At 69.1% G+C, this 18815-nt stretch carries 17 protein-coding genes; 9 read left to right on the top strand and 8 right to left on the bottom strand.

All coding sequences use genetic code 11. The features are described 5' to 3' along the window. Nucleotides 1–74: 74 nt before the first annotated feature. Both dnaN and dnaA read right to left on the bottom strand, forming a co-directional pair. Nucleotides 75–1205, bottom strand: coding sequence for a DNA polymerase III subunit beta (gene dnaN, locus IH48_RS0118670; RefSeq protein ID WP_030905407.1), 1131 nt, complete (start codon nt 1203–1205; stop codon nt 75–77). 867 nt (nt 1206–2072) lie between these two features. After that, complete coding sequence (gene dnaA, locus IH48_RS0118665; protein ID WP_078849845.1) at nt 2073–4043, bottom strand: chromosomal replication initiator protein DnaA; 1971 nt, start codon at nt 4041–4043, stop codon at nt 2073–2075. Between the two features lie 364 nt (nt 4044–4407). On the opposite strand from dnaA, the gene rpmH reads away from it, so the two are divergent. The 9 genes from rpmH (at nt 4408) to IH48_RS0118635 (ending at nt 11322) form a co-directional block, all read left to right on the top strand. Next, nucleotides 4408–4545, top strand: coding sequence for a 50S ribosomal protein L34 (gene rpmH, locus IH48_RS35115; protein WP_003949374.1), 138 nt, complete (start codon nt 4408–4410; stop codon nt 4543–4545). A gap of 18 nt (nt 4546–4563) precedes the next feature. Beyond that, nucleotides 4564–4935 carry a ribonuclease P protein component gene (gene rnpA / locus IH48_RS35110; RefSeq protein ID WP_078849844.1) on the top strand — a complete coding sequence of 124 codons (372 nt, stop codon included), beginning with the start codon at nt 4564–4566 and terminating at the stop codon, nt 4933–4935. Next, complete coding sequence (gene yidD / locus IH48_RS35105) at nt 4932–5291, top strand: membrane protein insertion efficiency factor YidD (protein ID WP_078849843.1); 360 nt, start codon at nt 4932–4934, stop codon at nt 5289–5291. Before rnpA ends, yidD begins: the two co-directional genes overlap by 4 nt. Then, nucleotides 5292–6680, top strand: coding sequence for a membrane protein insertase YidC (gene yidC, locus IH48_RS0118660; RefSeq protein ID WP_030905403.1), 1389 nt, complete (start codon nt 5292–5294; stop codon nt 6678–6680). A gap of 15 nt (nt 6681–6695) precedes the next feature. Continuing rightward, entirely contained in the window at nt 6696–7217 is a 522-nt protein-coding gene (locus IH48_RS0118655; protein WP_030905401.1) for a protein jag, read from the top strand. A gap of 147 nt (nt 7218–7364) precedes the next feature. After that, nucleotides 7365–8081: a 16S rRNA (guanine(527)-N(7))-methyltransferase RsmG gene (gene rsmG / locus IH48_RS0118650; protein ID WP_030905399.1), complete on the top strand. Its 717-nt coding sequence runs from the start codon at nt 7365–7367 to the stop codon at nt 8079–8081. A 288-nt stretch (nt 8082–8369) separates the two neighbouring features. Beyond that, nucleotides 8370–9446: an AAA family ATPase gene (locus IH48_RS0118645; RefSeq protein ID WP_078849842.1), complete on the top strand. Its 1077-nt coding sequence runs from the start codon at nt 8370–8372 to the stop codon at nt 9444–9446. Further along, nucleotides 9443–10552, top strand: coding sequence for a ParB/RepB/Spo0J family partition protein (locus IH48_RS0118640; RefSeq protein ID WP_030905394.1), 1110 nt, complete (start codon nt 9443–9445; stop codon nt 10550–10552). The genes IH48_RS0118645 and IH48_RS0118640 overlap by 4 nt, the downstream gene beginning before the upstream one ends. Nucleotides 10553–10704: 152 nt before the next feature. Further along, complete coding sequence (locus IH48_RS0118635; protein ID WP_030905393.1) at nt 10705–11322, top strand: GNAT family N-acetyltransferase; 618 nt, start codon at nt 10705–10707, stop codon at nt 11320–11322. Nucleotides 11323–11378: 56 nt separating this feature from the next. Here the strand turns inward: IH48_RS0118635 and trxA are convergent, their stop codons facing one another. The 6 genes from trxA to murJ all read right to left on the bottom strand — a co-directional run bounded on the left by trxA (nt 11379) and on the right by murJ (nt 18797). Continuing rightward, on the bottom strand, nt 11379–11708 hold the full coding sequence (gene trxA, locus IH48_RS0118630; RefSeq protein WP_030905391.1) for a thioredoxin: 330 nt from the start codon (nt 11706–11708) through the stop codon (nt 11379–11381). Nucleotides 11709–11767: 59 nt separating this feature from the next. Continuing rightward, nucleotides 11768–12742 carry a thioredoxin-disulfide reductase gene (trxB, locus tag IH48_RS0118625; protein WP_030905389.1) on the bottom strand — a complete coding sequence of 325 codons (975 nt, stop codon included), beginning with the start codon at nt 12740–12742 and terminating at the stop codon, nt 11768–11770. Nucleotides 12743–12862: 120 nt separating this feature from the next. Beyond that, the gene (locus tag IH48_RS0118620; RefSeq protein ID WP_030905387.1) at nt 12863–13837 is read right to left on the bottom strand and encodes an anti-sigma factor family protein; all 975 of its coding nucleotides are present in this window, start codon (nt 13835–13837) and stop codon (nt 12863–12865) included. Then, entirely contained in the window at nt 13834–14538 is a 705-nt protein-coding gene (gene sigM / locus IH48_RS0118615; RefSeq protein WP_030905386.1) for an RNA polymerase sigma factor SigM, read from the bottom strand. Before sigM ends, IH48_RS0118620 begins: the two co-directional genes overlap by 4 nt. A 24-nt stretch (nt 14539–14562) precedes the next feature. Continuing rightward, on the bottom strand, nt 14563–16284 hold the full coding sequence (locus IH48_RS0118610) for a protein kinase family protein (RefSeq protein WP_030905384.1): 1722 nt from the start codon (nt 16282–16284) through the stop codon (nt 14563–14565). A 119-nt stretch (nt 16285–16403) separates the two neighbouring features. After that, on the bottom strand, nt 16404–18797 hold the full coding sequence (gene murJ, locus IH48_RS0118605; protein WP_030905382.1) for a murein biosynthesis integral membrane protein MurJ: 2394 nt from the start codon (nt 18795–18797) through the stop codon (nt 16404–16406). Between the last annotated feature and the right edge of the window lie 18 nt (nt 18798–18815).

Below are 18815 nucleotides of genomic sequence, written 5' to 3'. Positions count from 1 at the left end.
GGGATTCCTTAACGTCGTGGCGATGCGTACCCGGGCCCGAGCCTACGCCCGGGCGCCCCGGCTCACCTGCGGGGTCAACCGCTCAGCCGTACCGGCATGATCAGGTACTTGTAGGCCTCGTCCGCCTCGGCGTCCACCGCGGGACGGCCGCTCAGCAGGGCCGGTTTCGTGGACGTCGTGAACGACAGCTGCGCCACCGGGGAGTCGATCGCGCTCAGGCCGTCGAGCAGGAATGTCGGGTTGAAGGCGATCGAGATGTCGTCGCCCTCCAACTGCGCGTCGACCCTTTCCACAGCCTGTGCGTCGTCGCTCGAACCGGCCTCCAGGATCAGCACGCCCTGCTCGAAGCTGAGCCGCACCGGGGTGTTCCGCTCGGCCACCAGGGCCACGCGCTTCACGGCCTCGACGAACGGCGCCGTCTCGATCACCGCGATCGAGTTGAACTCCGTCGGGAAGAGCGTGCGGTACTTGGGCAGGTCGCCCTCGAGCAGGCGCGTCGTGGTCCGCCGTCCCGCGCCCTCGAAGCCGATGAGCCCCTCGCCCGCACCCGCGCCTGCGAGCGCGAGCGTCACCGTGTCGCCGCTGGTGAGCGCCTTGGCCGTGTCCAGCAGGGTCTTCGCGGGCACCAGGGCGACCGCCGACGTGTCCGCGGCCTCCGGCTTCCACAGGAACTCGCGGACGGCGAAGCGGTACCGGTCGGTCGACGCGAGCGTGACCGTGTCGCCCTCGATCTCGATGCGCACACCCGTGAGCACCGGCAGCGTGTCGTCGCGCCCGGCCGCGATGGCCACCTGCTGGGCGGCGGAGGCGAAGACCTCGCCGGGCACGGTGCCCGTGGCCGTGGGCATCTGGGGCAGCGCCGGGTACTCCTCCACAGGCAGTGTGTGGAGCGTGAAGCGGGAGGAGCCGCAGACGACGGTCGCCCGTACACCGTCTGTGGAGATCTCCACCGGCCTGTTCGGCAGCGCACGGCAGATGTCGGCGAGCAGGCGGCCGGAGACGAGGACCGTGCCGTCCTCCTCGACCTCCGCCTCCACCGAGACCCGCGCCGAGACCTCGTAGTCGAAGCTGGAGAAGCTCAGCGCCCCGTCCTCGGCCTTCAGCAGCAGGCCCGCGAGGACGGGCGCCGGCGGACGGGCCGGGAGGCTCCGCGCCACCCAGGCCACCGCCTCCGCGAGTACATCGCGCTCCACCCGGATCTTCACCGTAAGCCGCCTCCTGCTGTTGCTGCGCCCTGCTGGCCTTCGTCGTCGGCATGCCGCCCTCTGCGCCGAGGCGGAAGCGGGATGCCGGGGACCAGTCTGACGCACGGCACTGACAGCCGTTGCTGCTCCCGGTCAAATCGTGGCGAGCGGGTCCGGGGCGAGTTACCCACAGGCCCCACTTCGAAGCGGATTCCCAGCTAACTCTAGGTGGGAGTAGTAGTAGGGCCTGTGGAAACCGTGGATAACGTCGTTTCCGCAGGTCGAGCCCGGTTTTTTGTCCACCGGGCCTGTGGGCGGGGGCGGTGGACAAGTCGGGCCCACTGTGGACGGCCGGAAGTTCTGCACACCCCATGCACAGCGGAGGGCCACTTCTCCCCAGCTGGATCCCCAGGTTTACCCAGGTTGCCCACAGCCCAATCCGTGGACTTGGTGTGACGCCTTTCACTCGACCCGGTGAGAGGGCGTGTTCCGTTGCCGAACAGTGGACAGCGCTGTGGAAGAGCTGTGGGTAACCGGCCCTGGCCTGTGGGCCGCCGGTGGACAAGTTCCGCGGCCCCCTGTGGGCGGTTTCCCCGTCCACAACCTGTGGACGGCGGTCGCGCACAATTCCACAGGCGGCTGACCTGCCTTGATCATCCCCTGCCCGCATCCGCTGTGGATACGTTCTGGACAACGGAGTAGTCCCCAGGGTGTGGACGCGAAAAAACCTCAAGATCTGTGGAGAAGCGATTTCCCACTCGTCTGACCGGCACGGATTCGAACAGGCGGGTCGGCGGACACGCGCCCGGGACGTGCCGGCGCGGCATGCGAAAGGCGCCCGGAGATGTCCCCCGGGCGCCCTCGCGGCGGCCGTCTGTCGGCCGTCTCTCAGCCGTTCTTGATGCGGTTCGTCAGCTCGGTGACCTGGTTGTAGATGGAGCGGCGCTCGGCCATCAGCGCGCGGATCTTGCGGTCCGCGTGCATCACCGTCGTGTGGTCGCGACCGCCGAACTGCGCGCCGATCTTCGGCAGCGACAGGTCCGTCAGCTCCCTGCACAGGTACATCGCGATCTGCCGCGCGGTCACCAGGACCCGGCTGCGCGACGAGCCGCACAGGTCCTCCACCGTGAGGCCGAAGTAGTCCGCCGTCGCCGCCATGATCGCGGCCGCGGTGATCTCAGGCGCAGCGTCCTCGCCGCCCGGGATGAGGTCCTTGAGCACGATCTCGGTGAGCCCGAGGTCGACGGGCTGCCGGTTGAGGGAGGCGAACGCCGTCACGCGGATCAGCGCGCCCTCCAGCTCCCTGATGTTCCTGGAGATCCGTGACGCGATGAACTCCAGCACCTCCGGCGGCGCGTTCAGCTGCTCCTGCACCGCCTTCTTGCGCAGGATCGCGATGCGCGTCTCCAGCTCGGGGGGCTGGACGTCGGTCGTCAGGCCCCACTCGAAGCGGTTGCGCAGCCGGTCCTCAAGCGTCATCAACTGCTTGGGGGGCCGGTCGGAGGAGAGCACGATCTGCTTGTTCGCGTTGTGCAGCGTGTTGAAGGTGTGGAAGAACTCCTCCTGCGTCGACTCCTTGCTCGCGAGGAACTGGATGTCGTCGACGAGCAGGATGTCCACGTCGCGGTACCGCTTGCGGAAGGTGTCGCCCTTGCCGTCGCGGATCGAGTTGATGAACTCGTTGGTGAACTCCTCCGAGCTCACGTACCGCACGCGCGTGCCGGGGAAGAGGCTGCGCGCGTAGTGCCCGATCGCGTGCAGGAGGTGCGTCTTGCCGAGCCCGGACTCGCCGTAGATGAAGAGCGGGTTGTACGCCTTGGCCGGCGCCTCGGCGACCGCGACCGCCGCCGCGTGCGCGAAGCGGTTGGACGCGCCGATGACGAAGGTGTCGAAGAGGTACTTCGGGTTCAGCCGTGCGTGCGGCTCGCCGGGGCCGGGGGCAGGCGAGGGCTGGGCACCGAGCGGGCCCGGCACGCCGCGGTGCCTGCCCCCCGGGCCGCCGGGGCCGCTGGGGCCACCCGCGCCGGCGTGTCCGCCGGGGCCGCCTGGGCCGCCGGGGCCACCGCTCTGGGGGCCGGGAACCGGACGGCCGCCGCCCTGGGCGCCCGGGTGTCCGTCCGGCAGGCCGCGCGGATCGCGCGGATCGGGCCGCGACGGTTCGTAGCCACCCCGCTCCGGGGAGTGCGGCGGGCGGTAGTCGTTCTCCGGCCTGCCGTAGTCGCCGTCGGGTCGCCGGTAGTCCCCCTCCGGCCTGCCGTAGTCGCTCTCCTGCCGTCCGTAGTCGTCGTCGGGCCTGCCGTACTCGTCGGCCGGCCTGCGGTAGTCGTGCACCGGCTGCTGCGTGCGCGCGCCTGTATAGGGGTCGTCCTGGTATCCCCCGAGGCGCGGCTGCTGCCACGACAGCTCCTCCGGGGGGCGCGGCCAGACGCCGGGATCGGGACGCTGCTGGTGCTGCTGGTACTCCGGGTAGGCAGGGCGCACGGAGGGGAGCCCGTCGTCCTGGGCGTGGTGCCCGTAGCCGTCCTCGTAGGAGCCGTGGCGCGGCTGCGGCACGGGCGGTACCGGCGGCGCGGGGGCGGGTTCGGCGGCCGACGGGTCCACCGTGATGGCGATCCGGATGGGCCTGCCGCACTCGTGGCTCAGGGTCTCGCTGATGAGCGGGGCGAGCCTGCCTTCCAGTACGCGCTTGCCCCACTCGTTGGGAACGGAGAGGAGAGCGGTGTCCGCGACGAGTGCCAGCGGCTGGCAGCGCTCGATCCACTGCTTGTCCTTGGACTCGACACCCTGCTGGCCCTCCCGCAGGAGTTGTTCCAGCACCCGGGGCCACACTGCGGCAAGATCGGCAGGTACGTCAGCCACAGGGCACGCTCTCTCGCAGGTCCCACGAATGTGTGCTTCTCGGGACGGGTCGGCAACACCGGGAACAAGGCGACCGGAGTCCCGTCACGGTAGTCAGGGCGACCCGCGTCGTTCAAGTCGTTGTCCACAGGCTGTGTACAGTGCCGAGGTGCGCATACTGCTGGTTTGACCGGATGGCGTAATCCCGCGTACCGTGACCAGGTCGAGTTGTCGATGGCTGCTGCCGCCTGCCTCCGATGGGCAAAGATCACGGATCCGTGATCGAGAAGCGGTGCACACGGGCGTGACGAGAGCTGCTACTCGTGGGCGCACGGTGACAGCCAGGCGATGCCCGCCATCACCCATCATTCTCTGGAGCCCCTGAGTGAGTAAGCGCACCTTCCAGCCGAACAACCGTCGTCGCGCCAAGACCCACGGGTTCAGGCTGCGGATGCGTACCCGTGCCGGCCGCGCGATCCTCGCGTCCCGCCGTGGCAAGGGTCGCGCCCGTCTGTCCGCCTGATTCCGCACAGGTTGTGACGTGCTGCCTACCGAGCATCGGCTGAGGCGGCGCGAAGAATTCGCGGCCGCGGTACGCCGAGGACGCAGAGCCGGACGGCCGCTCCTGGTCGTCCACATGCGTAGCGGCGAACCGGACCCGCACGCGCCGGGGGAGAGTGCTTTCCCGGCGCGTGCGGGTTTCGTCGTGAGCAAGGCCGTGGGCGGCGCCGTCGTCCGTACGCGGGTGAAGCGGCAGCTGCGCCATCTCGTTCGCGAACGCCTGTCCGTACTGCCCCCCGGTAGCCTGGTTGTCGTACGTGCGTTGCCCGGTTCGGGTGACGCGTCCCACGAACAACTGGCCCGAGACCTGGACGCCGCTCTCGAGCGACTGCTGGGAAGGGGCGCGCGATGAAGTATCCACTGCTTGCGCTGATCAAGCTGTACCAGTGGACGATCAGCCCTTTGCTCGGGCCGGTCTGTCGCTACTACCCGTCGTGCTCGCACTATGGGTACACGGCGATCGACCGGCACGGTGCGGTGAAGGGAACGGCGCTTACCGCCTGGCGCATTCTGCGGTGCAATCCGTGGTCGCCCGGCGGTGTGGATCATGTGCCGCCGCGGAAGCGACCGCGGTGGCACGAGTTGCTGCGTGACGCGTGGCGCAGAAAGAGCGGGCACTCCGCGACTGGCGTGCCTTCAGGAGGACCGGGATCGGATCCGTCCTCCAGTCCGGCCGCAGAGACCTCGCCCCATGCTCAAGGAGCCTGAATGTTCGACTCGATTGCCAGTTTGTTCAGCTTCATCACCTGGCCCGTTTCCTGGGTGATCGTCCAGTTCCACTCGCTGTACGGGGCGATCTTCGGCCCTGACACGGGCTGGGCGTGGGGACTGTCCATCGTCTCCCTCGTGGTGCTGATCCGTATCTGCCTGGTCCCGCTCTTCGTGAAGCAGATCAAGTCGACGCGGAACATGCAGGTGCTCCAGCCGAAGATGAAGGCGATCCAGGAGCGCTACAAGAACGACAAATCGCGTCAGTCCGAAGAGATGATGAAGCTGTACAAGGAGACGGGCACCAACCCGCTCTCCTCGTGCCTGCCGATCATCGCGCAGTCGCCGTTCTTCTTCGCGCTGTACCACGTGCTCGCCGGCATCGCCAACGGCACGAAGATCGGCGCCATCAACAGCTCGCTGCTGGACAGCGCGCAGAAGGCACACATCTTCGGTGCCCCGCTCGCCGTCAAGTTCCTGGACAACGCGGACAAGGCCGCCGCGCTTGGCTCCACCCTGTTGAACGTGCGGATCGTCGCCGGGATCATGATCATCATGATGTCCGCGTCGCAGTTCTACACGCAGCGCCAGCTGATGACGAAGAACGTCGACATCACGGTGAAGACGCCGTACATGCAGCAGCAGAAGATGCTGATGTACGTGTTCCCGCTGATCTTCATGGGCATGGGCATCAACTTCCCCGTCGGTGTCCTCGTCTACTGGCTGACCACCAACGTGTGGACCATGGGCCAGCAGATGTACGTGATCAACCAGAACCCGACGCCGGGCAGCAAGGCGCAGGACGCCTTCCTCCAGCGCCTGCTGAAGACGGCCACCACTCACGGGCAGGTGCGATCGCGCCGCAAGCGGAAGATGATCGCGACGATCGTCGGCAAGGGCCCGGACCGCAACGACAACGAGCGCAAGTTCGTGACCGGGCTCGCCAAGGCGGGGCTCGCGCCGCAGGCCGACGGTTCGCTGGTGAAGAGCGACACGGTCGCGGCCGAGGCCGGGGTCGGCGGCGGTCAGGCGCGGCGGCAGCAGCCCAAGCGGCAGAGCAAGTCGCAGCGTCAGGCATCCGGCACCGCGGCCACGCACACCGCGGTGGCCGAGACCGAGACGGAGACGCAGGCCCAGGCCGGCGAGCCCACCACGCTGGAGAAGCGGGGCGAGCAGCCGAAGAAGCAGGGCTCGTCGAAGCAGGCTCCGGCCAAGCAGACGTCGGCCAAGCAGGGCGGCCAGGCGAAGTCCGGCCAGCAGGGGAAGCAACAGGGGCAGCAGCCCGCCAGGTCCAAGGCCTCAGGCAAGCCCGCCGCCGCGCGGTCAGGCCAGGCGAAGTCGGGGCAGCGCAAGGGCCAGCAGCGGCCCAAGCACCCCTCCAAGAAGTGAAGAAGGAGTCCATCCGTGACGGAAGGAACCGTTGCCGCCACCGAGGGTGCTGCCGAGAGTGGCGACGCCCTGTCCCACCTGGAGCAGGAGGGTGAGATCGCGGCCGACTACCTCGAGGAGCTCCTCGACATCGCCGACCTCGACGGTGACATCGACATGGACGTCGAGGCCGACCGCGCCGCGGTGTCGATCATCAGCGACTCCGGTGGCCGGGACCTTCAGAAGCTGGTCGGCCGCGACGGCGAGGTGCTGGAGGCGCTCCAGGAGTTGACGCGGCTCGCCGTGCACCGCGAGACCGGTGACCGGTCCAGGCTGATGCTCGACATCGCCGGCTTCCGTGCGAAGAAGCGCGCGGAGCTCGCGGAGCTGGGCGCCAAGACGGCGGACGAGGTGAAGAAGACCGGCGAGTCCGTGAAGCTGGCGCCGATGACCCCCTTCGAGCGCAAGGTCGTGCACGACGCGGTCGCGGCCGCCGGCCTGCGCAGCGAGTCCGAGGGCGAGGAGCCGCAGCGGTTCGTCGTGGTCCTTCCTGCCTGACAGGATCCCCTGACCGGATCTTCCGACCGGATCCTCTGACCGGATCCTGTGCGTGCCCGGCCCCGTCTGTTCGCAGACGGGGCCGCTGTTTGTCAGCCTCTGAAGGTGAGCCGCCGCGTGGTGGCCCGGTATGGAAGGACGGTTCCCGTGACGGAAGCGGCTGAGCTTCCCCCAGCCCCGCAGGGGGCGCGGAGGGTTTTCGGCGAGTACTTCCCCGAGGCGGTCCGGTATGCGGAGCTGCTTGCGGACGTAGGGGTCACACGGGGGCTGATCGGCCCGCGCGAGGTGCCGCGTCTGTGGGAGCGACACCTGCTGAACTGCGCCGTTCTCTCGGAGGTCGTCCCCGAGGGCGTCATGGTGTGCGATGTCGGGTCGGGTGCGGGGCTGCCGGGCATCCCGCTCGCGCTCGTCCGCAGGGATCTCAAGATCACACTCCTCGAGCCGTTGCTGCGACGGACGAACTTCCTCCAGGAGGTCGTCGAGCTGCTCGGGCTCGATCATGTGACGGTCGAACGCGGACGTGCCGAGGAGGTGCTGGGCAAGGTCCAGCCCGTCCATGTGGTGACCGCACGGGCTGTGGCCCCGCTGGACCGCCTCGCCGGCTGGGGCGTGCCGCTGCTGCGGCCCTACGGCGAGATGCTGGCCCTTAAGGGCGACACCGCCGAAGAGGAGCTCAAGAGCGCCAGAGCCGCCCTGGGGAAGCTGGGTGTGGTCTCCACCTCGGTGCTGCGCGTCGGGGAGGGCGTGGTCGATCCTCAGGCCACCGTGGTGCGCGTCGAGGTGGGTGAGTCTCCGGGTGGTGTCCGGTTCGCGGCCAAGCGTGCCAAGGCCGCGCGCGCGGGGCGGGCGCGTCGGCGCCGCTGACGCCTGATCGGTCGTCGGGTCGAAAGGCCCGACATGAGGCTTATGTGCGTGATGCTCCATAAATGGCGGCGTGTCGTAACGCCCCGGAGTGTCGGGGCGATCTGATCCGGCGGCGCGTGCATCGTGTTTCACGTGAAACGTCGCTCACTGCTTCAAGGAATCATCGACCGTGGGCGCGCGGCCGCCGCACCGCGAGCCCGTAAACCCCTCGGACGGTCCACGGAGTTGTCCACAGAGGCGGTTTCGTCCACAGAACGCAGGGCCTCGCTGGTTCACGACCCCCAAAGCATGGCAGGCTCTGTTCATTGCGAGTCTGAAGTCGAGGAGAGTGAATCCTTGCGGTCCGACGCCAACATCGCGGGACCGATGGCCGATCCGGTCCCCGGTCCCCGTACCGAGTCCCTGGGAGACGATGTTTCACGTGAAACACCGCCCCCAATGGACGACACCCCCATCGGCAGAGCTGCGCAGCTCGCCGTGGAGGCACTGGGTCGCGCCGGTGAGGGGCTCCCACGCCCCGAGCAGACGCGGGTCATGGTCGTCGCCAACCAGAAGGGTGGCGTCGGGAAGACCACGACCACGGTGAACTTGGCCGCTTCCCTCGCGTTGCACGGTGCGAGGGTCCTGGTGGTCGACCTCGACCCGCAGGGCAACGCGTCCACCGCGCTGGGTGTCGATCACCATGCCGAGGTCCCATCCATCTATGACGTGCTGGTGGAGTCCAAGCCGCTCTCCGAGGTCGTACAGCCCGTCCCCGATGTGGAGGGGCTGTTCTGCGCGCCGGCGACCATCGATCTCGCCGGTGCGGAGATCGAGTTGGTGTCGCTGGTCGCGCGGGAGAGCCGTCTCCAGCGAGCGATCACGGCCTACGAGCAACCGCTGGACTATGTCCTGATCGATTGCCCGCCTTCCCTGGGCCTGCTCACCGTGAATGCGCTCGTCGCGGGTGCCGAGGTGCTGATCCCCATCCAGTGCGAGTACTACGCGCTGGAGGGGCTGGGGCAGCTGCTGCGCAACGTGGACCTCGTGCGCGGCCACCTCAACCCTGACCTGCATGTCTCCACGATCCTGCTGACCATGTACGACGGCAGGACACGGCTGGCTTCCCAGGTGGCGGACGAGGTGCGCAGCCACTTCGGTGAAGAGGTGCTGCGCACGAGCATCCCCCGCTCCGTGCGGATCTCGGAGGCGCCAAGCTACGGCCAGACGGTACTGACCTATGATCCCGGATCGAGTGGTTCCCTCTCGTACCTCGAAGCTGCGCGCGAGATCGCGCTGCGCGGGGTCGGGATCCGCTACGACGGTCAGAATGCCCATCAGGGCGGTCAGAACAACCAGCAGAACATGTCGGAGGGCATCCAGTGAGCGAGCGACGTAGGGGGCTGGGGCGTGGGCTCGGTGCACTGATTCCCGCCGCCCCGCAGGAGCCGGCGCCGGCGGGCGGTGAGGCCGCTTCCGCGGGGACGCCAGGGGTGCTCACCGCGGAGCGGGGCGTGGCCGCGGCCAAGGTGACCGCGCTTCCGCAGGCGGCCACGTCTCCGGAGGCGCAGCCGTCCGGTGAGCGAGCCATCCCGGAACAGCCGCAGACGGCGGAACCTCCGGCCGCGGTGGCGGGTGCGCACTTCGCCGAGGTCCCCATCGACTTCATCACGCCGAACCCTCGCCAGCCCCGTGAGGTCTTCGACGAGGACGCGCTTTCGGAGCTGGTGACCTCCATCAAGGAGGTCGGCCTCCTGCAGCCGGTCGTCGTGCGGCAGGTCAGTCCGGAGCGCTACGAGCTGATCATGGGTGAGCGACGCTGGCGCGCGTGCCGTGAGGCGGGGCTTGAGCGCATCCCGGCGATCGTACGGGCCACCGACGACGAGAAGCTGCTGCTGGACGCCCTGCTCGAGAACCTGCACCGCGCCCAGCTGAATCCGCTGGAAGAGGCCGCTGCCTACGACCAGTTGCTCAAGGACTTCCACTGCACGCACGACCAGCTCGCGGACCGGATCGGCCGCTCGCGACCGCAGGTGTCCAACACGCTGCGCCTGCTGCGGCTGTCCCCTTCGGTCCAGCGCAGGGTCGCGGCCGGCGTACTGTCGGCCGGCCATGCGAGGGCGCTGCTGTCGGTGGACGATTCCGAGGAGCAGGACCGACTGGCACATCGCATCGTGGCCGAGGGCCTGTCGGTTCGTGCGGTCGAAGAGATCGTCCAGTTGATGTCGTCGGAGCCCAAGAGCGCCACCAAGACGAAGAGCCCCCGCGCGGGCGCGAGGGTGTCACCCGCACTGACGGAGCTGGCGTCCCGGCTGTCGGACCGCTTCGAGACCCGAGTGAAGGTAGACCTCGGGCAAAAGAAGGGGAAGATCGTGGTCGAGTTCGCCTCGATGGACGACCTGGAGCGCATTCTCGGCACGCTCGCTCCAGGTGAGGGGCGCGTCATGGACCACGGGCAGGGCGGGGGATCCGAGGAGCCGAACGAGGGCTGATCCTCACGCTGCCGTAGGAGGCGGGCCGTGTTCCGGGTGCCGGAGACGCGGCCCGCCCTCTTTGCCCGCTCTCGGTGTGGCAGGCGCAGGCGCCTGGATACGATGCGAGCAGTGGCCTGGGCGTGTGAGGCGAGGAAGTGAGGAACAGCTTCATGGGACGTCGGCTGGTGCCGCTCACACTGGACAACCTCCCCGATCTTCCCCACCGATGCCGAGCGTGCGTGTTCTGGGAGCTCGACCCCGTCCGTGGCGACGCCGCCGTGCGGGCGGGCCGGTCGGCGAACGAGAAGGAAGCCTGGATCTCGTCGGTCCTGCTGGAGTGGGGCTCCTGCGGGCGTCTGGTCTACGTCGACGAGATGCCGGCCGGATTCGTGCTGTACGCGCCTCCGGCCTACGTGCCACGCTCCATGGCCTTCCCCACGAGCCCGGTCTCACCCGACGCGGTCCAGCTGATGACCGCCTCGGTCCTGCCCGCATATCAGGGCCAGGGGCTTGGCCGGGTCATGGTCCAGGCCGTCGCCAAGGATCTGCTGCGCCGCGAGTTCAAGGCGATCGAGGCCTTCGGTGATACCCACTGGAAGGAGCCGGCCTGCGTCCTGCCCGCCGACCATCTGCTGTCGGTGGGCTTCAAGACCGTGCGCTCCCATCCGGCGTATCCCCGCCTGAGACTGGAGCTGCGCTCCACGCTCTCCTGGAAGGAGGACGTGGAGATGGCACTGGACCGGCTCCTCGGCGCCGTGCAGAAGGAACCAGCGCTGCGCCCCCTGTGAAACGAGCCCGTCTCCCCTGCCGGGGAGACGGGCTCGTTTCACGTGAAACATCGCGACTAGCCGATGAAGTCACCCAGGTCACGCTCGAGCGCGGCCTTGGGCTTCGCGCCGACGATGGTCTTGGCGACCTCGCCGCCCCGGTAGACGTTCAGCGTCGGGATCGACATGACGCCGTACTTGGCCGCCGTGGTCGGGTTCTCGTCGATGTTGAGCTTGACCACCTGGATCTTGTCGCCGTGCTCCTTGGCGATGGCCTCCAGAGACGGGGCGATCTGGCGGCACGGGCCGCACCACTCGGCCCAGAAGTCGACGAGGACGGGCTTGTCGCTCTTGAGGACATCCTCGTCGAAGGTGTCGTCGGTTACGTGCTTCAGGTCGCCGGCCATGGCGGCCTCCTTCATTCGATGGGGTGGGTGGCTCCGCGGTGCAGACTGCGATGGTCTTCTCAGACCGTGGCGGTCTTCTCCGGCTCGGGGGCCTTCTCGCTGTCGTTCAGGGCGGCGAGGTAGCGCTCGGCGTCCAGCGCGGCGGAGCAGCCGGTGCCCGCGGCCGTGATCGCCTGCCGGTAGGTGTGGTCGACGACGTCGCCCGCTCCGAAGACGCCGGTGACATCGGTCCGGGTCGTCGGCGCATCGACCTTCAGGTAGCCCTCGCCGTCCAGTTCCAGCTGGCCCTTGAACAGCTCGGTCCGCGGGTCGTGGCCGACTGCGATGAACAGCCCCGTCACGGCCAGCTCGGACGTCTCGCCGGTCTGGGTGTCGCGCAGGGTCAGTCCACTGAGCTTCGGGTCGCCGTGGATCTCCGCGACTTCCTTGTTCCAGGCGAAGGAGATCTTCGGATCCGCGAACGCACGGTCCTGCATCGCCTTGGAGGCACGCAGCGTGTCACGGCGGTGGACGATCGTGACGGACTTGGCGAACCGGGACAGGAAGGTCGCCTCCTCCATGGCGGTGTCGCCACCACCGACCACCACGATGTCATGGTCCTTGAAGAAGAAGCCGTCACACGTGGCACACCAGGAAACTCCGCGGCCGGAGAGCTCGTCCTCGCGGGGGAGCCCCAGCTTGCGGTACGCGGACCCGGTGGCGACGATCACGGTCTTGGCGCGGTGGACCGTGCCGGCCGTGTCCGTGACGGTCTTGATGTCACCGGTGAGGTCGACCTCGATCACGTCGTCCGGGACGAGCTCCGCCCCGAAGCGCTCGGCCTGAGCCCTCATGTTGTCCATGAGCTCGGGACCCACGATCCCGTCCTGGAAGCCCGGGAAGTTCTCCACCTCGGTGGTGTTCATCAGGGCACCACCCGCGGTGACGGCACCCTCGAAGACCAGCGGCTTCAACGACGCACGCGCGGTGTACAGCGCGGCGGTGTAGCCGGCCGGCCCGGAGCCGATGATGATCACGTTACGGACGTCGCTCACGGGTTTTTCCTCGTCTCTGGGGACTGCCTCTTCGGGACCAGTACGACGACTGTCATCCCACGCAACGGATCCTACGGGCCGTACATTCCCGAGGTCCGTCGGTACAACGTGGCGTCGCCGTCACTGGCGAGGATAGGTCTCCGTGAACAGCGTCTTCCCCTTGACGGCGGGAACCGATCCCACGCAGGTGGAGTCGATGACATAGACCCGCACCTTCGATTCGTCCGCCGGATTCGCCAGGACGAGCAGATACGCCGGGGTCCCCCGGTACGTTCCCTGCTCGGCGGCGAGGATCGCCTCCGAGCGACCGGTCCCCTGGCGTACGCAGAGCGGCACCGGAGGTGCGGAACCCAGCATCGGCTGATCGGTCACGGTGCCCGGGTTCGCGGAGGCGGTGCGTGCGTTGGGGTTCGCTCGGGGAGCACTGCTGGTCTTGGTGGCCAGGAGCGTGTTCACGCTGGTCTCCAGGGGGTGGCCGGAGAATTCGTCCTCCGCTGTCGCGGTGGCCGTGGCGGTGATGCGAGGGGAGGCCGTCGTCTGCGCTGAGGCCGTGTTGTCGCCACTGGCGTCCGACGGCTGGAGGAGGAACACCCCCGCACCGATGACAGCGGCACCGAGAGTGGCCCCGATGATCGCGGCGCCACGGCGGCGTCGGGGTACACGGGCCCGACCTGGTCCGGTGGTGGAGCGTGCCGGTCCGCCGGGGGCGCGCGAGACGCGCGATGTTTCACGTGAAACACGCGACTCCTCCAGCGCGCTGTCCGGCTCCGTGGACGGAGAGGGCGCCGGTACGGGGATGGCCGAGGCCTGCGGCACCAAGGGAGCGTCGCCGGCCTCGGAGGAGCCGAGAAGTGCTTCGGCGGCCAAGGCGGCGTCGATGCGTGCGGCGACCTCCCCGTCCATGCGCGGCGGCTCCGGCAGCGCTCCGAGGAGTTCGCTGATCTCCGCGAGGGACTGCCGTACGTCCGCGCACAGGGCACAGGTGTCGAGATGGACCCGTAGCTCCGCAGCGCGCGGAGGCGGCAGGAGCCCTTCAGCGAACTCCGAGATCTCGGAGACGTCCGGGTGCTGGTCCGTGTCGGACGGGGAAGTCACGCGCGCCCACCTCCGCCCTTCACCGCTGCCGGATCGCCTGGTTCCGTAGAGCTCTGCCCCGTTGCCGGTGGGACGGATGTCCCCGGCGTCCGGTTCCTTCCCCCGCTCATCGGGGTGCCGCCCTCGGCTTCGCCTCGCAGATGAGCCAGCAGCGGGACGAGTCTGGCCCGCCCCCGCGCGCACCGGCTCTTGACCGTGCCGCCCGGCACTCCGAGGATTCTCGCTGCCTCCGCGACGGGGTATCCCTGCATGTCCACCAGGACCAGGGCGGCTCGCTGGTCGACGGGGAGCTTGGCCAGCGCGGCCAGGAGCTCACGGTGGAGGTCCTTGCGCTGCGCGGGCTCCTCGGCCGACTCGTGCGGCTCAAGCAGCTGCTCCATGCGCTCCGTGTCGTTCACGGGAGTGCTGCGGCGGCTGGCCGCCTTCCGGGTGCGGTCGATGCAGGCATTCACGGTGATGCGGTGCAGCCATGTGGTGACGGCGGACTGTCCCCGGAAGGTGTGGGCGGCGCGGAAGGCGGACACCAGGGCGTCCTGTACAGCGTCGGCGGCTTCCTCCCGATCGCCCAGCGTGCGCACGGCGACGGCCCACAGCCGGTCGCGGTGGCGCTTGACCAGCTCACCGAAGGCGTCCGGGTCACCGGCGACGTGCGCGGACAGGAGATCCTGATCGCTCGCGCCGGTGAGTGCGGCTTCGTCCAACGGTGAGCCCCTCCCCTGGTCCCGTCAGCTGGTGACCTGGATCTCCGAGACCTTGCCCCGGTAGCCGCCGTCGCCTGCCGACGGCAGTTTGGTCAGCCAGACCAGAACGTACCGCGACTTCACCGGCTTGGACGGCTTCAGCTTTACTTCCTTACCTGTTCCCTGAGCAATCTTCGTGAAGTCGTCGATGCTCGTGGGCTCGGAGGCGGCGTCCGGGGACGCCGCTCTGAGCTCCACCGACGTGGTGCCGACGAAGTCGACGGTGACGGAACCGACGGTCTGCGCCTTGCCGAGGTCCAGGATGAGGCCGACGCCCGGCTTCAGGTTGCCGAAGGTCGGCTCGCCGATGTAGCGCTTCGTCTCCCACGCCGTGGAGGGATCGTTGTCGATGGCCTTGGGTACGTCCTCCGGGTTCTCCGAACCGTCGCCCGGTGCCGGATCGAAGTCGTGCGCCCCCGCGATGGTGAGGGGGCGGGGCTGGGATGCCGCCTTGTCGCCGCCGTCCTTGGTGACCTTCGACGGGGCCGGTGTGTCCTTGCCGTCGTGGCTGTTCAGCACGCGGTCGGCGATCTGCCAGCTGCCCAGGCCGAGCGCCACGATCACGAGGGCCGAGACCACCCACTTCAGGAGCCTGCCCGGCGGTGTCTGGAGCGGGGGCGGCGGCACGACCGGAGGCGTGACCACCGTGTTCCGCGGGCCTGGCTGCGGCGAGCCGTAGTTGCCCTGCTGGTATGTGGTGCGCTGGTAGTCGGGTGGTGCCGTGAACGAGGGCTCGGGCGGCCGGATGCGCGGCATCTCGGCAACGGCCTTGGCCAGTTCGTCCGGGGTCGTGCAGGGCGGATCCTGGCGCGACGCGGTGGCGCCGTCGTTCGCCAGGGCACGCATGGCAAGCTCGGAGAGCCCCCGATGGATGCCCGCCCGTACCTGGTCGGGTGGGATCAGCCCGACGCCCTTCGGCAGCCCCGTGAGGCCGTAGGCATCGGTCTCGTAGGGCCAGCGCTGGGTGAGCGAGGCATAAAGCAGCGCCCCGATGGCCTCGGTGTCGGCACGCTGGGGGCGCTCCGCGGTGATGCCGCGCAGCGCCGCGTTCACGCCGAGGCCGCGGATACGGTACTGGCCGCCGGAGGTCCTGAGTACGGCACTGGGCGTGAGGCGCAGGTGCGAAAGGCCTTCGCGGTGCGCCGCGGCCATCGCCTGTGAGACCTGGCTGACGAGCTGGTAGGCGTCGTGCGCCTCCAGCGGCGCGGAGGCGAGCAGCGCGGTGAGCTCCACCGCGTCGGGAAGCCACTCGTGCACGACGTAGACCAGGTCGTTCTCCTCGACCGCGTCGAGGACCTGCACGAAACGGGGGTCGGCGATCAGGGCGGAGGAGCGGGCGGCTGCCAGCACGGAACGCGCACGGGGGTGTTCGGCGGGCAGGATGTGCACCCCGACCGCGCGGCGGAGCTTCTCGTCGACGGCACGCCAGCTGCTGAATCCGTCCAGACGGGTGACGCACTCTTCCAGGCGGTAGCGTCTCGCCAGTTTGTGACCACTGTGCAGCTCCGGCGTCGCGAGAGCCTTCTCGGTGTCCTCGGGCTCGTCGCTCGTGTCAGTCGCGTCCTCAGGCGCGGACTGCTCCGCGGTCTCCTGGGCTTCCGCCACCCCGTCGGTCGTGACCTCTTCCGCCGTGTCCTTCTTGGCGGCCAGCGGTTCGTCACCGCTGTTGTCGGCCACGTCGACGGCAGCCGTGCTACGTTCCGCCACCGTCGCTCCTGCCTCCCCATCCGTTGCGCACTATCCAACAGCCAAGCCAATTGTGCCCACAGTCCGGCCCTATGCACGACACACGGACGCGGACGATGGTTGTGCCAGGTCCGGCCCGCCTACCGCCCGAGCCGCCCGCGCACCATTCCGACCATGCCGTTCAGTTCCTCGATCCGCATCTTCTTGGCCGCGACGTAGAAAATGGCCAGCATCAGAACGCCGCCGACGAGCAGGGCCGCGAACGCGCCCGTGGCACCGTCGCCGATCACGTGCAGCAGCCCGAATCCCGCGACACCCGCGACGACCGCCGCGGGGATCGCGGACATGCACAGCCTGGCGTACGTACGCACCACACGGCTGCCGTCGAGGTCGCCGCCCATGCGCTTCTTGAGTCTCCGCCAGGCCACACCGACGCCCACGGCGTAGGCGAGACCGTACGAGCCCGCCATGCCCACCACGGCCCAGCGGTGCGGAAGGACCAGGGCACAGGCACCCGACGCTGCGGCGTTGACCGCCGCGACGATCACCGTGTTGTAGAAGGGGGTCCGGGTGTCCTCGTACGCGTAGAAGCCGCGCAGCACCACGTACTGGACGGAGTACGGGATGAGCCCGAGGCCGAACGCCATCAGGATGAAGCCGATGTTCCGTGCCCCGTCGGCGTCGGCGGCCGCGTAGAGCAGGCTTGCGAGCGGTACGCCGAGGGCCACGAACGCGAACGCGCACGGCACGATCGCGACGGCCGACGTGCGCAGGCCGTAGGAGATGTCGTCGCGCACGGCACCGGTGTCACCGTCGGCCGCCGAGCGGGCGATCCGGGGGAGCACCGCCGTCATGATGGACACCGTGATGATGGCCTGCGGCATCTGCCACAGCAGCAGGGCGTTGTTGTAACCGGCGATGCCCGTGCCCGACTGGCCCTGCTTCTCGGCGAGCGTGCCGGCCCAGGTGGCCAGTTCCGTCACGACGATGAGGCCCAGCTGGTTGGCGAGGACGAAGAAGAACGTCCACTTGGCGAGGCCCGCCGCCTTGCCGAGACCGTGGCCGCGCCAGTCGAACCGGAGGCGGATCTTGAAGCCGGCCTGCTTCAGGTACGGAATCATCGAGAGCGCCTGAACGGTCAGGCCGAGCAGCGTGCCGATGCCGAGGAGGCGTACGCCTTCGGGCGAGATGTTCGAGGGCGCCACGCCGGAGTGGTCGGCGGTGCCGTAGGCCCAGATGAACGCGCCGAAGGTGGAGATGACGATGATGTTGTTGAGGACCGGCGTCCACATCATCGCGCCGAAGCGTCCGCGGGCGTTGAGGATCTGACCCATCACCACGTGCACGCCCATGAAGAACATGGTGGGCAGGCAGTAGCGGGCGAAGGCGATGGCCACCGCGTTGGTGTCCGGGTGGCTGACGTACGTCGGCGACATCACGCGGATGAGCAAAGGTGCGCCGAGCACGCAGATGGTCGTCACGCCGGCGAGCAGGACGACGACCAGGGTCAGCAGGCGGTTCGCGTATGCCTCGCCGCCGTCGTCGTCGTTTTTCATCGCTCTCACGAGCTGCGGGATGAACACCGCGTTGAGCGCACCGCCGCCCACGAGCACGTAGATCATGGTGGGGAGGGTGTTGGCCACCTGGTACGTGTCGTTGAGCGTGCCCACGCCGATCGCGGCGGCCATGACCAGCGTGCGCAGGAAGCCGGTGAGGCGCGACACGATGGTGCCGGCGGCCATCACGGCGCTCGACCTGAGCAGGCCGCTCGCCTTGCTGCCCGCCTTCGCGGGCTTCGCCGGGGCGGCCTCCGGCTCCGGCTCGGGTTCCGCGGGCTGGAGCTGCCCGCCGGCGTGCTGATCCCGGTACAGGTGGGCGAAGGCGTCGTTCTGCTGGGGTTCCGTACCCGCGCGGGTCACCAGGTCGTCGACGCCGGTGAACTGGGCCGTGCCCGGGTCGTTGCTGCCGGGGCGCTGACCGGGGCCCGCAGGCCCCGGCGGCGGGGACTGGGCCCAGATCCTCGGATCGGGTCCGTAGTGCTGCTGCGGCTGCTGGGCTTGCTGCGGCTGTTGGGGCTGCTGGGGCTGCTGGTAGAACTGCTGCGTCGCGTCCTGGTGGGCGCCGGGCTGGTAGGGAGCCGCCTGGGCGGGCGGCCCCTGCGGCGCGTGCGCGGCGCGGTCGTGGAGCGCGTCGGTCACCGGGTCCTGCGAGGACTGCCCCTGCGCCCAGTACGGGTCCTGCTGGTACGCCTCCTGGACGTACGGGTCCCTCGCGTACGGGTTGGGGACCTGCTGCTGTTGCTGCGCGTGCTGCTGGTCGTACGGCTGAGGCGGCTGCTGGGCGTCGCCGGGCAAGCCCTGCGCGTACGGGTCCTGGGGGTATGCGTCCTGCGCGTAGCCGTCCTGGTGGTAGCCGTCCTGCGTGTACGGGTCCTGGGCGTACGGGTTGTGCTGGACAGGCGGTGGTGAGGGGGCCTGCCCTGCGGGATCGCCGCCCGTTCCCGGGCCGCGGTCACCGTCGTACGGCGCGTTCATGGTTACCCCACCTCATCG

Origin of the sequence: Streptomyces sp. NRRL F-5126 (assembly GCF_000721265.1) — a bacterium.
GTDB lineage: Bacteria > Actinomycetota > Actinomycetes > Streptomycetales > Streptomycetaceae > Streptomyces.
Note: the sequence above shows the minus strand (reverse complement) of the source record. Positions and strands in the feature narration are given on the sequence as shown.